General features: G+C 48.3%; 9 protein-coding genes. 7 read left to right on the forward strand and 2 right to left on the reverse strand.

Annotated features, from left to right (window positions below; genetic code table 11):
• Positions 1-176: 176 nt before the first annotated feature.
• Positions 177-836 carry a recombinase family protein gene (locus BWI93_RS13370; protein ID WP_094812107.1) on the reverse strand — a complete coding sequence of 220 codons (660 nt, stop codon included), beginning with the start codon at positions 834-836 and terminating at the stop codon, positions 177-179.
• 550 nt (positions 837-1,386) lie between these two features.
• Between BWI93_RS13370 and BWI93_RS13375 the strand changes: the two genes are divergently transcribed.
• The 7 genes from BWI93_RS13375 (at position 1,387) to BWI93_RS13405 (ending at position 15,005) form a co-directional block, all read left to right on the forward strand.
• Positions 1,387-1,974 (forward strand): Crp/Fnr family transcriptional regulator, encoded by a 588-nt coding sequence (locus tag BWI93_RS13375; protein ID WP_094812109.1) that lies wholly within the window; start codon positions 1,387-1,389, stop codon positions 1,972-1,974.
• 136 nt (positions 1,975-2,110) lie between these two features.
• A complete protein-coding gene (locus BWI93_RS13380) occupies positions 2,111-3,178 on the forward strand; it encodes an SDR family oxidoreductase (RefSeq protein WP_094812111.1) in 1,068 nt (355 codons plus the stop codon).
• Between the two features lie 641 nt (positions 3,179-3,819).
• Positions 3,820-6,876 (forward strand): T9SS type A sorting domain-containing protein, encoded by a 3,057-nt coding sequence (locus BWI93_RS13385; protein WP_094812113.1) that lies wholly within the window; start codon positions 3,820-3,822, stop codon positions 6,874-6,876.
• A gap of 928 nt (positions 6,877-7,804) precedes the next feature.
• A complete protein-coding gene (locus tag BWI93_RS13390; protein WP_233207974.1) occupies positions 7,805-10,954 on the forward strand; it encodes a TonB-dependent receptor in 3,150 nt (1,049 codons plus the stop codon).
• Positions 10,955-10,964: 10 nt separating this feature from the next.
• Positions 10,965-12,920, forward strand: coding sequence for a RagB/SusD family nutrient uptake outer membrane protein (locus BWI93_RS13395; RefSeq protein WP_094812114.1), 1,956 nt, complete (start codon positions 10,965-10,967; stop codon positions 12,918-12,920).
• A gap of 126 nt (positions 12,921-13,046) precedes the next feature.
• Entirely contained in the window at positions 13,047-13,742 is a 696-nt protein-coding gene (locus BWI93_RS13400; protein WP_094812116.1) for a DUF1080 domain-containing protein, read from the forward strand.
• A 174-nt stretch (positions 13,743-13,916) separates the two neighbouring features.
• Positions 13,917-15,005, forward strand: a complete 1,089-nt coding sequence (locus tag BWI93_RS13405) for a Gfo/Idh/MocA family protein (protein WP_094812118.1) — start codon at positions 13,917-13,919, stop codon at positions 15,003-15,005.
• 100 nt (positions 15,006-15,105) lie between these two features.
• Here the strand turns inward: BWI93_RS13405 and BWI93_RS28195 are convergent.
• A partial coding sequence (locus BWI93_RS28195) for a hypothetical protein (RefSeq protein WP_217902268.1) occupies positions 15,106-15,352 on the reverse strand: 247 nt, incomplete at its 5' end.

Consider the following 15,352-nt stretch of genomic DNA (forward strand, 5'->3'; position numbering starts at 1 on the left):
ACTGGCCGATGGTCAATACCACATTGAAGTGACTGATGGTGAAACTACCCTTAAAAAGACATCAGCATCAATACCGATAAGCCCACTCGCATGGTATTTGTGAATTAATTCCCCCATACCTATTCGCTTACGTAAGTCCCGGGTTCTGAACCCGGGACTTTTACGTTTCGGGTGCTTCAGGCCTCGGGTCGCAGAATTAATCTGCGTACGGACATGGGGTGAAAAATCTGTCCCCTGCGGGTTCTGAATCCATTTGCATTAAGTTTTTCGGCAATGAGAGCGTAGGTGAGCCCCTGGTTTCGGTACAAACGAGCCAGTTCCGCTGCCTGCCGATTGGCCTGATGCGTGCGGGCGTTAGCGATGCGTTGCTGACGGCCCTTATCAATCGCCTGCGAAGTCAGGTTCTCGGGTGAGCCCAGCGAATAGCCCTGACGTTTTTTTTGCTGAAGGGCATTGCGGGTTCGTTCCGAGATCAGCTCCCGTTCGTGTTGAGCCAGAACCGCCATAATTCCGATGGTAAGCGTATTGGCATCGGGAATATCGCAGGCCACAAAATCTACTTCCGCATTCCGAAGCGTAAAAATAAATTCGGCATTACGCGAGAGCCGGTCGAGTTTAGCGATCAACAATCGGGCCCGGTGTTGTTTGGCAAAAGCAATGGCTGCTTTTAACTGCGGTCGCTCCGATTTCTTACCCGATTCTACTTCCACAAATTCCTGAAGCAGTACTTCGCCTTCCCGAACGAAACGTCGTACAATTTCCTGTTGAGCGGCCAGACCCAGCCCCGATTTTCCCTGAGCTAAGGTAGATACCCGGTAATAAGCAACGTACTGCATAAATCGATAAGAAAATCTGATGAGCGAAATAGTTGTAAAATTACGCATTTTTGCTTTTATAACCTTTTAAGAACGGACGTTTATAAAAGGTTATTCATAAATCGATCATAATTAAATTCAATGATTTTTTGCTTCTCTTCAGATTAAGTAATGAAGATGGTTCCAAGGTTTGCTCCGCCCAGCATTTACTTGGCTTGCCACTTATGTAAGATGAGGGATCGTCGACTCATGAAGCCGTTAGTTTGATGCCACAGTTAAGCTGCTCTGCTCACTGGGTAGCTGCGTTTAGAAAAGGGGTACAGCATTTGATTTTCGTAGGATAGGTACAGGAGATTTCCAGCAAAGAAGTTTTTGCAGCTTTGGGTTGCAGGCGAGTAGGGGAACCTTAACCGAACCGTGCTGTTGATGGCTGAGTGTTCTGGACCGATACTATCGGATAGAAGCACGGAGGCGAAAGGGATCATTCTTCAGTAAATCGAACGAGAGCATCGCATCACCGTTCGCAAGAAACGGGGACGATTCAGGAAGGCAGATTCAAAAATGACAAGGCATGTTTGAAGTATTATTCGCTCATATCCAGGAAAAAGTAAAGTTAACCCCGGAGGAAAAGGAAGTCCTACAATCGTTCTTCGTGGTCAAAAAGCTACGAAAACGACAGTATCTACTTCAGGAAGGTCAGGTCTGTACGCATTTGTCTTTTGTAGTCAAAGGCTTGCTCCGCTCTTACAATGTGGACGAAAAGGGACATGAGCATATCAATCTTTTCGCTTGGGAAGGCTGGTGGGTATCAGATCTGGGAAGCTTTTTAAAAGGCGAAGCAGCTATACTCAACATTGATGCTCTGGAGAACAGTGAGTTATTAATGATTTCCCTGAACGACTACGAAGCTTTGATGACGAGCATTCCCAAGATGGAACGCTATTTCCGATTGCTTTATCAGAATAGTCTGGTTACGAAAGACCGACGTCTCATCAGTTCCATTACGCATACGGCCGAAGAAAAATACTGGCAACTGGCCGAAAACTTTCCCCAAATGATCCAACGCGTCCCCCAACACCTGATTGCTTCCTATCTGGGACTGGCTCCGGAGACTATCAGCCGTATTCGCAAAAACCGCATGATTCGGAGTCAGGACTAGGTGATCCAGATCAAGGCTATTTCTTGCCCAAGGTCAAGAACCTGCTTTTTACGAAAGGTACCTTTGTGAAAAATCTTTTCAGAGATGTGCAGAATTATGTGCCCGTCTCTGAAGCGAAACTAGCGGTATAACTAGCATGGAAAAGAAAGCATTGATTGTGGGCGTGAGTGGGATTACGGGAAGTAACCTGGCCCAGGAGTTGGTTGATCTGGGATGGAACGTTTACGGGCTGGCACGCAACCCTTCCATAGGGGTAGAAAGCGTGGTGCCGGTGGCGGCGAATCTGTTGGATGAACAAGGCTTGGGTCAGGCGTTGGAAGGTATTTCGCCCACGCACGTTTTCATTACAACGTGGATGCGAAATGAAACCGAAGCTGAAAATATTCGGGTAAATGGAACTATGGTTCGTAACGTATTGAATGCCTTATCTGGAAAACAATCCGTTCAGCACGTTGCTTTGGTAACCGGGTTAAAGCATTACTTAGGGCCGTTTGAGGCTTATGCACAGGCGGGCAATTTACCAGAAACACCCTTGCGGGAGGAGCAGCCCCGACTGGCTTTTGACAACTTTTATTACGCTCAGGAAGACGAGGTTTTTGCCGCTGCGGCCCGAGATGGATTTACCTGGAGTGTGCACCGACCGCATACGGTGATTGGAAAGGCCATTGGCAATTTAATGAACCTGGGCACTACGCTCGCCGTGTATGCGACCCTCTGTAAAGAAACGGGTCGTCCGTTTGTCTGGCCGGGTTCGGAAGCTCAGTGGACGGGACTCTCTGACGTAACCGATGCCCGGATATTGGCTCAACAACTGGTTTGGGCGGCTACTACACCCGAAGCTTCTAATCAAGCCTATAACATTGTCAATGGCGATATTTTCCGCTGGAGCTGGTTGTGGAAACAAATCGCGGACCATTTTACTATTGAAGCAGAAGGTTTTAACGGAAGTGTCCGGCCACTGGAGGCCGAAATGGCCGCGGATCGAGCGACCTGGGAAGCGATAGCCCAGCGGTATGGACTTCGCGAATCCAATCTGGACCGGTTGGCCTCGCCCTGGCATACGGACCTGGATTTAGGACGCCCCATGGAGGTAATGACTGATATGACCAGAAGTCGTACGCTGGGTTTTAACGCGTACCAGTCTACGCGAGCATCTTTCTTTGATTTATTTGAAGCCCTGAGAAAGGATCGGATCATACCCTGAAAAAATTTCGAGTACGTTTACTAAAAAAAGTCTGTAGTTGATCCCGGATCAGCTACAGACTTTTTTTTAGTAAGCGTATGAACGTACCACTGGATAAATAACGGAAAACGATGACCGAATAATGAATGTGTAGCTGTTCAGGCTGAGAACGGCGGTTGCAATCTGATCCGTCCAGAACGTAATGGTATACCAGAGAACGTAATTGAACATTAAGACAATTCATTTGACGATTTGTAGCAGGCTTTTGCCGCTCAGGTTCGCTACATTTGTATCGATAAAATTATATTATTTATTGGTTCCATGCAGGTTTAATCGAGTGGTCACGTACCAGAAAGACTAAGCCACGTGGACGAAAGCAGTCCCAACTACGCAAGGCCTCACTGAGCATCCGCTGGCAAAAGTGAATTAAAATTTTACCTAGACCAGACCGCCCGTACCAAAGGATACTGCACGGCAGAAGACCCCACCTTTCAAGCTAACACAATTCAAGCCAGGTCCGATGGCCTAAACGATGTGCCGGGAGGTTCACCTCCGGGTGTGGCGTGGTTTGCCCAAGCAACAACGAGCGTTCAGCGTTCTGAATGAACGGCCCCTGAACCATTAACCTCTGAGTACTAACAATTACTTACAATAAACCATCTATGAAAAAACCATTACTTGTTCTGGTGAGATCGCTTGTCTTGCTAGCCGTAGTCGCCATGTTTCACCATACCGTTCAGGCTCAGTCGAGAACGGCAACTGTGAAAGTAAACAAAGACCAGAAGTACCAGAAAATTACCGGTTTTGGGGGTTTTGTCAATAGTCCTCAGTTTGGTTACAACCACATGACCGAGGCTGAAATACGCAAGATGTGGGGAGCGGGCAGTGAGGCGGGCTACAACATCATGCGGATCTACATACCCATTGGCAAAGACAACTGGGGGCAGGCACTGGCAACGGCCCAACTGGCTCAGTCCCTGAATATTAAAATTTTTGCTTCTCCTTGGTCGATGCCCGCGGAGTGGAAAACCTACAATACCATTGCCTCCCGCTATCAGGATGCAAACGGAGCCTGGCAGCCGGTGTACCTAAAGCCGGAGCATTACGCCGACTACGCCAATTACCTCAACGACTTTGTCACGTATCTGCGGGAAAATGGCGTTGAACTGGAAGCCATCGCACTACAAAACGAGCCTGATTATCAGGTTGATTATGCCGGATGTATCTGGACTCCCGATCAGATGACCAACTTTCTTAAAAATCATAGGAGTGTGATCAAGTGCAAAGTCCTGGCACCCGAGACGGTAGGTATTACCAATAATTACGCCAGTGCTTTCGCCAATGCAGAGGTGTTGCCGCACTTTGATATCTTCGCTGGGCACCAGTATGGGGGGATTCAGTCAGGTTTGCTGAATGTACAGGCTCAGGGCAAAGAGGTTTGGATGACTGAGTATCTCATTAACTGGAACACCAACGGAGTCTCCCGGGATTTCAACTGGTCCATTGACGGTTTTTCGTTTGCCAATGACTTAAATCAGGCCCTGCTGTCCAACGTCAATGCCTGGATTCATTATGCAACCAAACGGTATTACGGACCGCTGGGTGATGGAATATTTGGTACAACGACTGGAGTCATGACCAAACGGGGAAATATTCTTTCGCATTACGCCAAGTACGTTACCGGGTACACCCGCATTCAGAATAGCTGGAATGACAACACCAATGAGTTAAGAGGGTCTTCTTACCTTTCTGAAACGGGCGATAAAATCGTAGTTCAGGTGATTAACCCTTCTTCGAATACGTATAATCTGTCGGTGGATTTACCTTTTCTTTCCAACGAAGGCAAAGCCATCAGTACGACTCAGACGGAAAGTATGGTTGAAAGCAACGTGGATTTTACCCAGGAAACCAATCGGCCCAAGGTGACCATCAAAGCCTCCAGTGTAACTACACTCGTTTTTTCCAAGAGCGGCGATTTCGAACCGTCTCAAATGACCAGTGAACTGATTAATTACGAGAAGCTTGACAACAAAACCCCCACTTCATCCGCGTTTGGTACCGGCTATAAGCTTAGTGGCAAGACCTTTACGTTCCTGAATTCATCACCATTGTTTAGTACCAGTACGAATGCCAATAATGGGTATTTGCCGCTGGGAGGCAAGTTTAATCGGTTGGTATTTCAAGTAGAAAGCCTTTCCTCTAGCTTTAATTACTCTTCGAGCAACACGACGCTTTATTACGTAAACAAGCAGGGAGCTGTAAATTCCAAAAATTACGGCAGTATTGTTTTTGATAAAAGAAACGATTTCAACTGGGTGCTGAATATTTCCGAAGACGTACTGACCGATGGTTGTATGGGCATCATTGGGATTACCAGTGGCAATGCCACCTCCCGGCTGACCTTCAAATTCAAAGACGTATACGTGGCCTTGGGTACTGAGCGGGGCTACAAGTTCTCGGGCGTGTACAGTGCGGCAGATAGTTACTTGATGGATTGCCTGGAAGACATTACATATACCTCGCTTGATTTTACCAATGTAACCAATATTCCCGCTCAGACTGACTGGCACGCCTTGGCGGCCAATAAGAACAGTCTGTTTTATGTACAGACCAGTACCGTGAGTGATAAAACCAACGTAGTGAACGGACAAAGCTGTACGAAACTTGAACTCAGCGAAGGCAGAGGCGATTATTATGCTCCCCAGGGCTTTACGGCGATTTCGGCAACGTATCAGGGTACTTTGAACGGCGTGAAAATGCTGGTACTGCCCTTTGAAGCCGACATTCCGAACGGAGTCAAGGCCTATACGCTGGAATACACCGATTCTAAAGTGGTAGGAAGAGCGATTACCACCGGAAAAATTCCTGCCAATACACCCGTTCTGGTGAGTGGATCCGGAGCCATCGTATTTGAAGGCTCGGGTGCGATCGCTTCTTCAAAGCAACAGGCGGTAAACCCTTCACCCAACAAAAAAGAGGATCAACTGGCACTTGCCGTGCAGGCAGGCATCAGTACCGGCGTGTACGTGGGTATCCCGATTCCCCTGGGCAGTTACTACCTGACCAACACCAATGGGGTGGCCGCATTCAGTCGGGTTACGAGCGGTGCTCAACCCTCCGCAGCCGCTTTCAACGGGTACCTGAGCCCAGGCTTACCGACCACGGCAGCGAGTCTGGAACTGGAACTGATTGATCAGCCACTGCCCGTCAGCCTGGGTAGATTTACGGCTAAAGCGGTTGAAAACGGAATCCAGCTGGATTGGACAACCTATGCCGAAAAGAACAACTTTGGCTTTGAGGTACTGAGAAGTGAGGATGGAAAAACGTTCGAAAAAATCGGCTTCGTTGCTGGTAATGGTACCAGCGTACGGGAACTGAATTATCGACTGGTTGACCCGTCTCCTCTGGCAGGTACCCGTTATTACCGCCTCAAGCAAATCGATCTGGACGGAGCGTATCAGTACTCCATGATCCGGTCCGTGCAACAGGCAACGCTAACATCCGTGAAAGTATATCCTAATCCGGTAAAGGATTTTCTAACCATTGATTTCAACGGAAATAAAGTAACCGGACAGCTCGTCATCATCGATGCAGTAGGACGAACCGTTTTGCAATCTTCGCTGGATCAAACCGATCAAAAGATTATTAACGTATCAAACCTGGCTCCGGGAATGTACCATTATCAGGCGAATCATTTGAAAGGAAAATTCATTAAATAAAGTGTAATAAAGGAATGTATAAAAAAGGGTAGGACGATTCAATTATGAAAAGTCCTGCCCTTTTTTTTATGGTTTATTACAGAATCACGAGGAATTAAACAAACGAATGTAATCCTTCACAGTTGCTGATACTTTAAAAGCGAGTAGGTAAAAAACTTAATGCATATTCTGTGCCTGAAATTCAAAACTCTAATTCAGGTGAATGCTCTGAAACGTGAATGAGCTTTGGATATTCCGTCAGAAACTTCGCTGGTGTATACCATGCCATTACTGTGATTAGGGTATCGACCCCTTGGATGAGGGGCTTTTCGTTTCAGGTTCGTTTTTGGAAGATGCTAGTACGAAGTGAGAATTTTTACGACGATACCATAATTCAGGCGGCCTGACTGGTGATGTGGTACCGTATCGTCCAATTTTATAGTCTATTTTTTATGAAAATGACCACTTTTGAACATTTGTAGCATTTATTTTCACAAATCTTCTCCTGCAAAACTTCCGGATAGAACTACATTTGTTCAATGATTAGTTAAAAATTATATCAGAAAAGTTATGAAGTTCCCGGTGTGTTTAGCGGGGACATTCATTGCAAAAAATAAATTGTCATTTTGACAAATAATAGTGGGATTGATCAGAAGTCCCTGTAAGAATACATAAAATCAACGCAACCTATCCATCACTTTTATTTCGTGCTTATTAGTTACGTATACCGATGAAAGTTTTCGATTTAACCTGTACGAACGTATTAACTAAACCCATTGCTTCGATGAAATAATCCCGCTTTACCGCATTCATTGGGAGAGATAGCTACACAACGCTTTACTTTTTACCCGCACCTTTTACTGACGTTACAGAGACATTCTAACGAATGGAATGGCAGGGGAGATTTCGCTCTTTTAATCTGATGTGAACTAATTAAATCGTAAAAACTATGCATCATTTTTCTACAATTCATAATACCCGCAGCTGGAATATAAAAACCCTGGTGCTGCGAGTATTATTGATGGTTTTGCTGGCCCAGGTCAGTATGGCCGAACCCAATAGTCCAACGTATTTCAAGGTTACGCCTTTGCGTAAAAATACCGTAGATAGAGAAATCAGAGGAAAGATTACGGGTGACACGGGCGAAGGATTACCCGGCGTAAACGTGTTGATTAAAGGAACTACCCGCGGCACCACCACGGATCAGGACGGAAATTTTAAGCTCACGCTCCGGGACGGAGACACGGCCCTGATTTTCTCCCTGGTAGGCTATGCCACCAAAGAAGTTGCGGTCGGATCGCAGACTGTGGTGGATGTAATACTGTCGAATGACGATAAGGTACTGGACGAGGTGGTTGTAGTTGGTTACGGTACGCAGCGTCAGGAAGCGGTGACCGGTTCGGTAGTTTCAGTGACCGGTAATGTGATGCGGGAAGTACCCGCGGCCAACCTGACGCAGGCCTTACAGGGCCGAGTCGTAGGGGTAGAGATTTCACAGACCTCCACTAAACCCGGAGCTGCGATGGAAATCCTCATCCGTGGTCAGCGGTCTTTGCGAGCAGATAACGCTCCTCTGATCGTTCTGGACGGCATTCCTTTCTCAGGATCGATTACGGATATTAATGCAAACAACATCAAAAGCATTGATATTCTGAAGGACGCTTCCGCAACGGCCATTTACGGTTCCCGCGGAGCCAACGGCGTTATTCTGATCACGACCAATACGGGCAAACGGGGTCAGAAAGCCATGTTTTCCTACAATGGATTTCATGGCCCGAAAACCGTTTTTTCAAAATATCCGATGATGAATGGCCCGGAGTTTGCTGCTCTGCGGGCGGCGAGTCTTCAGCGATTTCAGAACACGATTGATGAATCCAACGACGTGAATACCGACTGGCAGGACAAGGTGTACCGAACCGGCCTTATGTCCAGCCACGATATTAACGTTTCAGGTGGCTCTGAAAAAGGGAGCTACTCCTTTGGCTTGGGTTATTACCGGGAAAACGCCGTAGTTCCGCTTCAGGATTTTTCGCGTTATTCGCTGCAGGCTTCGATCAATCAGGATATTAACAAATATTTCCGGGTTGGATTTTCAACCAATTCCAACTTTACGGTCAGCAACGGCAACAACAGCCCTGCCGTAGGTATGGCCCTGGGCAGAACGCCGATTGCAAATCCGTACAATGCGGATGGTACGATGAAAACCATCATTCAGGAGCAAACTTCCGGACCACAGTGGGTGCCTTCACTGGAGCGATTCAACGCGTTAGGCGACCGCTATATTGATCAGACCCGGGCGTATGGTTCCTACAATACCCTTTTTGCGGAAGTACAGATTCCGGGTGTAACCGGACTGAAATACCGGGCGAACCTGGGTTTGAACTACCGGCAAAGCACCAGCGGTAACTATACCGGCGAGGGTGTTTTCAGTGGTAACCCCCTCAACGTATCGACGGCGGGTATTGGCAATTCGCATACGCTCAACTGGGCCATTGAAAACCTGCTAAGCTACGATCGCAAGTTCGGCAAACACGAGATCAATGCGGTCGGTTTGTACTCCGCTCAGCAGAATACCTTCAATTCCTCTTCCGTGGGTGCCCGGGATATTCCTTCCGACGCCTTCCAGTTTTATAACCTGGGCCGGGCTGACGGAATCATCACGGTAAACCCTGCCAATCAGGGCTATAACCAATGGGGATTATTGTCGTACATGGGACGCGTCATGTACTCCTTCGATGATCGTTACATGCTGAGTGTTACCTTCCGGGCGGATGGTTCCTCACGTTTGGCCAAAGGACACCAGTGGAATGCGTATCCAGCTATTTCGGCCGGATGGAACATTTCCAAGGAGCAATTCATGGCTGGCGTTACTAAAATCAACCAGTTGAAACTTCGGGTCGGTTACGGTCAAACCTCAAATCAGGCCGTAAACCCTTACGAAACGCTGGGACTTTTGTCCACCCGGCCTTACAACTTTGGCAATTCCAATTACGCTACGGGTTTCTACGTGTCTAATGCTCCGAACCCACGGTTAGGCTGGGAATTTTCCAACACGATCAACCTGGGTCTGGATTTCAAAGCATTCAACAATCGTTTGTCCGGTACGATCGAGTTTTACGAGCAGCAGACTAAAAATGTACTCTTGGGCGTAGGTTTGCCACCGACCTCAGGCGTAGGCGGCTATACGGCCAACATCGGTCAGACGCAGAATAAAGGTTTTGAATTCAATTTGAATGGTACAGTTCTGGAAAATGTAAATGGCTGGACCTGGGATGTTGGATTTAACGTGTACGCCAACCGGAACAAGCTGGTTTCTCTGGCTTCGGGTCAGCAACGGGATGAAGGAAACTGGTGGTTTGTGGGTCATCCGATCAACGTAATTTATGATTACGAAAAAATTGGACTTTGGCAGGAAAACGATCAATTCCGTAATATTTATGAACCCGGTGGCAATGCGGGTATGATCCGCGTAAAATACACGGGCGAATACAATTCAGATGGAGCACCCACCCGGGCCATCAATGCATCCGATCGGCAGATTCTGGATATGCAACCCAATTTCCAGGGTGGTTTCAATACCCGCGTCGCCTACAAAGGGTTTGACCTGAACATCGTTGGCGTTTTCAAAAATGGTGGCTTGCTGAATAGTACGCTTTACGGATCATCAGGTTATTTGAACAACCTGAATGCCCGGGCTGGTAACAACGTTCGCGTTGACTACTGGACACCAGAAAACACGGACGCCAAATATCCTGCTCCGGGTGGTATCGGCGGTGATAACCCGAAATACGGCAGCACGCTGGGCTACTTTGACGCTTCTTTCCTGAAAATTCGCACCATGACGCTGGGCTATAACGTGAGCAACAAAGTCCTGGGAAGAGTAGGTATGAGTACACTTCGTCTCTACTTCACTGCCCAGAACCCGTTTGTGATGTTCTCTCCGTATAACCGCGAGTCAGGGATGGATCCGGAAACCAACTCGTACGGTAACGAAAATGCGGCGGTACCCTTGTCCTCGGCACTGCGTCGTATCCTGACCATCGGCACGAACACGCCGTCTACCCGAAACTATATCGTAGGTGTCAATCTGACTTTTTAAAAAACTTACTATGAAACGTTTACGTATAAAAAACCTGAAGACAGTAGCGGCCTTGACGCTGTTGCTTTCAAGCTGCACTAAAATATTAGACGAAAAACCCCGGGCTATTTACACGCCTGAATACTTTAAAACCGAGAAAGGCGTATACGGAGGCTTGACGGGCATGTATGCTCACTTACGGTGGATTTTCGGAAACGCCTACTTCTACAATTCCTGCATGACGGGTACTGACGAAGCGACCTGGGGTGCCAGCGGCGGCGGCAGTGGCTTCCAGACGCATGATCTTTCGGGTACTCAGCTCATTACGCCCCAGGCGAGTGATGCCAGCAACATCTGGTACAATGCCTTCCCGAACATCAATACGGCTAACGGTGTCATTGAAAATGCGACGGCCGTAGGGATTTCTGAAGCACTCATCGCGGAGGCCCGGTTTTTCAGAGCGTTTGATTACTTCATGCTGGTGCAGACCTTCGGCGGTGTACCGCTCGATCTGGGCTCGGGTGAATTGGCGTTCAACATCTCTACGCTGCGGACTTCCAAACGCAATACCGTGCCCGAGGTGTATACCAAAGTAATTTTCCCGGATCTGGTAAAGGCGGTAAACGACCTTCCCGTAAGCGGTCGGGTGATTGGCGGTGTAACCAAAACGCTGGCGAGCCTCTACCTGTCCAAAGCGTATTTGACGTACGGATGGTGGCTGCAAAACCCCAACAACATTCCCACGTATCCGGCAACCAACCGGACGGATCCGGATGGTCACGATGCTCAGTGGTATTTCCAGAAAGCCTACGACGTAGCGACGCAGGCCATTGCTAATCCGGGACCTTTTCGATTGCAGGAAACGTATTATGACGTAAACGTGGGTACGAACGATCGGAACAGTGAAATTCTTCTGTACGCTGACCATACCGAAACCAGCGAGCTTTTCAATGGCTCCAGCCTGACGTATGCCGGTGGTGGTGATGCGGATAACTTCGCCAGCTGGATGCTAACCTGGAATTATACCAGCATCACCAGCTCAAAAACCAACTGGAGTTCTCCCAGCACCGTTAACTCCGTTCAGCGGGAAGCGGCTCAGGCCCTGGGTCGTCCCTGGGTACGGATGGCCCCGCCGCATGAAGTATTTAACAAGACGTTTGCGGATAAAACCAACGACTCCCGTTATGATGGTACGTTCACAACGGCTTACCGGGGTAACTGGCCCAAAGCCGGGGTTACCAATGAATTTCTGTACAACGCCAATAACCTGCAGGTTCGTCCCGGCGATGCCATCCTGACCTTCCTGGATCAGGATCCTGGTACCCCCATCGATTATTCGAATTCGGTATACAAAAGCAGCGTGGGCGTGGGCGTATTGCCGGGTCGGGCTGATTACGTAGTAGCCCCCAGTGGCATCAGTCGCCTGGTGTATCCGGGCCTTTGGAAGCTGGGACCGTACCGTACCGATAATGGCAGCGGATTAGGCCAGCCCAATGCTGCCAGCACGCGTCCGTTCAACATTGCCAAATTCTCGGAGCTTTACTTTGTTGCGGCGGAAGCAGCGGTAAAAGGAGCAACGACGCAGGGCGGAAAAACGGCACGTGATCTCATGAATGTAATCCGGTCACGGGCGGGCAAGTGGCGTTGGAGTAACCAGGGCAATGTGGCTAAAGTAGTAGACAACAGTGCAGCCATGATTGCAGCGACTCCCGCAACGATTGACCTCAACTACATTTTGGCCGAGCGTTCGAGAGAATACTACGGCGAAGGCTACCGGTGGTATGATCTGGTACGGACGCAGAGTTGGAAAGAAATCGCCGCTAGTTACACGATCTGTGGACCTAATGTGGGCGATCACACACCCGTGAAATTCACCCGGAAAATCGAAAATTATCACTTCCTGAGACCCATTCCTCAGGGACAGATTGATAACATGGATATGCCGGCTGCTGACAAAGCTGCCTACCAGAATCCCGGTTATTTATAAGCTTAGGTTCCAATCCGCGAAAGCCCGTCCGCAGGGACGGGACGAAGAAAGAGGGGTATCCCTCTTTCTTCGTTTAAAAGCACTCAATCTAAGATGTTCATTTGTTTGGTAGCAAGGAGTTGACGTATGAAAAAGTATGGCTGTATAGTGATGGTGTGGTGTAGCATTGGCACCGCATCCTGGGCTCAAAATTCTGATAATGCTTTAACCCGGCAGGAAGTGGCAGAGGGGTGGCAGTTGTTGTGGGACGGCAAAACGACCACTGGCTGGAAAAGCTCTGGCTCCGACGCTTTTCCAGCCAAAGGCTGGAACGTAGAAGAAGGGGTACTGAAAGTACTCAAGGATGGTAAAGGCGGTGATATTATCACGACCAAAACCTACAAAAACTTTACTCTCAAGGCTGATTTTAAACTAACTGAAGGAGCCAACAGTGGCATTAAGTATTTTGTCAATCGGGGTGGTATTGGCTGTGAATATCAGATACTTGATGACGTCAGACATCCCGACGCGAAGGCCGGGGTGGCCGGAAACCGGACCCTGGGTTCGTTATACGATCTGATTGCGGCCCCCACTACCAAACCGTACCGCCCGCAGAAATTCAACACGGCAATGATTGTGGTACAGGGCAATCACGTCGAACATTGGCTAAATGGCGTGAAGATCATTGACTATGAGCGAAATAATCAGATGTGGCGAGCATTGGTCAATTACAGCAAATACAAAGGATTCCCTGATTTCGGGGATGCCGCTCAGGGACACCTGTTGTTGCAGGATCACGGCGATGAGGTCTGGTTCAAAAATATCAAGATACTTGAAAAGTAAAAGAGAGATAGCGTTTTGCTGAATGCTGCTTAATCTGGACGGAGATTCGGCTTATGTAGTCGTTTACGTCAATTTTTTTAACTTCATACGTAACTTTCGCACCAATCTAAACCGAAGGCATGCGGGGCAAGGCGTAGACCGGAAAGCTCTGCATCACAATCACTCAAAACCGTTATGCAAATCGAAAGACGGCAATTCTTAACGACCGTATCCCTGGCGGGTGCGGCTACTTTGTTTTCCGGAAATCCGCTTCTGGCGGCAACGGCACCGAAAAAAGACAAACTGGGCATCGCTCTGGTAGGGCTGGGGTATTACAGCACAGACTTACTGGCCCCGGCCCTTCAAATGACCGAAAAATGTTATCTGGCTGGCATCGTAACGGGAACGCCGGCCAAGGCCCAGCAATGGAAAGCGAAGTACAATCTGGCGGACAAGAATATCTACAACTACCAGAACTTCGATCAGATTGCCAATAATCCCGACATCGATATCGTCTACATCGTGCTGCCTCCGTCCATGCACCGGGAGTATGTCGTCAGAGCTGCCAAAGCGGGCAAACACGTGTTTTGTGAAAAACCCATGGCTCCCTCCGTAGCGGATTGTGAAGCCATGATTAAAGCCTGTGCCGACAATAAAGTAAAACTGGCTATCGGGTACCGTTGCCAGCACGATCCTAATATTCAGGCGGTTATGAAAATGGCCAAAGAGCAGAAATTCGGTAAGGTAAAAATGATCAACAGTGCTGCTGGATACTTTGATGCCCGAACGGACCACTGGAAGCAAAAGAAGGCACTCGGCGGTGGAGTGATGGGAGATATGGGCGTGTATGCCTTACAGGGAGCAAGGCTGGCGACGGGCGAAGAGCCCATTAGCGTCATCGCTCAGGCTTCCACGACGCGGCCTGACATTTACAAGGAAGTCGAAGAAACCATGATGTTCATGCTGGATTTTCCGAGTGGAGCACGGGCGGCCTGCCAGACCAGCTTCGGGATTAACATGAACTATCTGCAGGTGAATTACGAAAAAGGCTGGCTGAAACTCGAACCCCAGTCCGGTTATCTGGGTAATAAAGGAAGCATGTCGGACGGAACGAAGATCGATTTTCCCATTAAGAATCAGCAAGCGAAACAACTCGACGAGGATTGCCTGGCTATCCTGAACAATACGGCCCTGATTGCTCCCGGCGAAGAAGGGTTGCGGGACATCAGAGTTGTAGAAGCCATCTATAAATCAGTAGCTTCCGGCAAAAGTGTTAAAATTTAAGGGTTTTTGCTTTTTGGAATGAGTAAGGACGGATTAGAGAAGGTAATGTTCTACACAATGATTTATTGATAACAGTTTAATAAGTAGGTATTTGTCTTACTCAGGCGGCTGGTTTTTTAGTCCGTATCGCGAACACCGCTCTTTTTATCCTGCTCAAGGCCACCGCTTTGCGGATAAAAAAGGCGGCTTTTCGCGATAGGACGGGGCTCGGTTTTATGTCGTCCATGTCGTCTTTTGCTTGTATTCCAACAACTAACAAATAATTACCTTCAGAAAATGAAAACCTCTCCCGCCCAGAAGCCATTCCATGGGGCCAACTGAACGACCTACGACAGCCGCAATGCGGT

Origin of the sequence: Siphonobacter sp. BAB-5385, from assembly GCF_002261125.1 — a bacterium.
Lineage (GTDB): Bacteria > Bacteroidota > Bacteroidia > Cytophagales > Spirosomataceae > Siphonobacter.

What these genes read in the sequence shown, in the direction of transcription:
- BWI93_RS13370 (WP_094812107.1), bottom strand. Translation starts at nt 836, where the DNA reads ATGCAGTACGTTGCTTATTACCGGGTATCTACCTTAGCTCAGGGAAAA.
- BWI93_RS13375 (WP_094812109.1), top strand. Translation starts at nt 1,387, where the DNA reads ATGTTTGAAGTATTATTCGCTCATATCCAGGAAAAAGTAAAGTTAACC.
- BWI93_RS13380 (WP_094812111.1), top strand. Translation starts at nt 2,111, where the DNA reads ATGGAAAAGAAAGCATTGATTGTGGGCGTGAGTGGGATTACGGGAAGT.
- BWI93_RS13385 (WP_094812113.1), top strand. Translation starts at nt 3,820, where the DNA reads ATGAAAAAACCATTACTTGTTCTGGTGAGATCGCTTGTCTTGCTAGCC.
- BWI93_RS13390 (WP_233207974.1), top strand. Translation starts at nt 7,805, where the DNA reads ATGCATCATTTTTCTACAATTCATAATACCCGCAGCTGGAATATAAAA.
- BWI93_RS13395 (WP_094812114.1), top strand. Translation starts at nt 10,965, where the DNA reads ATGAAACGTTTACGTATAAAAAACCTGAAGACAGTAGCGGCCTTGACG.
- BWI93_RS13400 (WP_094812116.1), top strand. Translation starts at nt 13,047, where the DNA reads ATGAAAAAGTATGGCTGTATAGTGATGGTGTGGTGTAGCATTGGCACC.
- BWI93_RS13405 (WP_094812118.1), top strand. Translation starts at nt 13,917, where the DNA reads ATGCAAATCGAAAGACGGCAATTCTTAACGACCGTATCCCTGGCGGGT.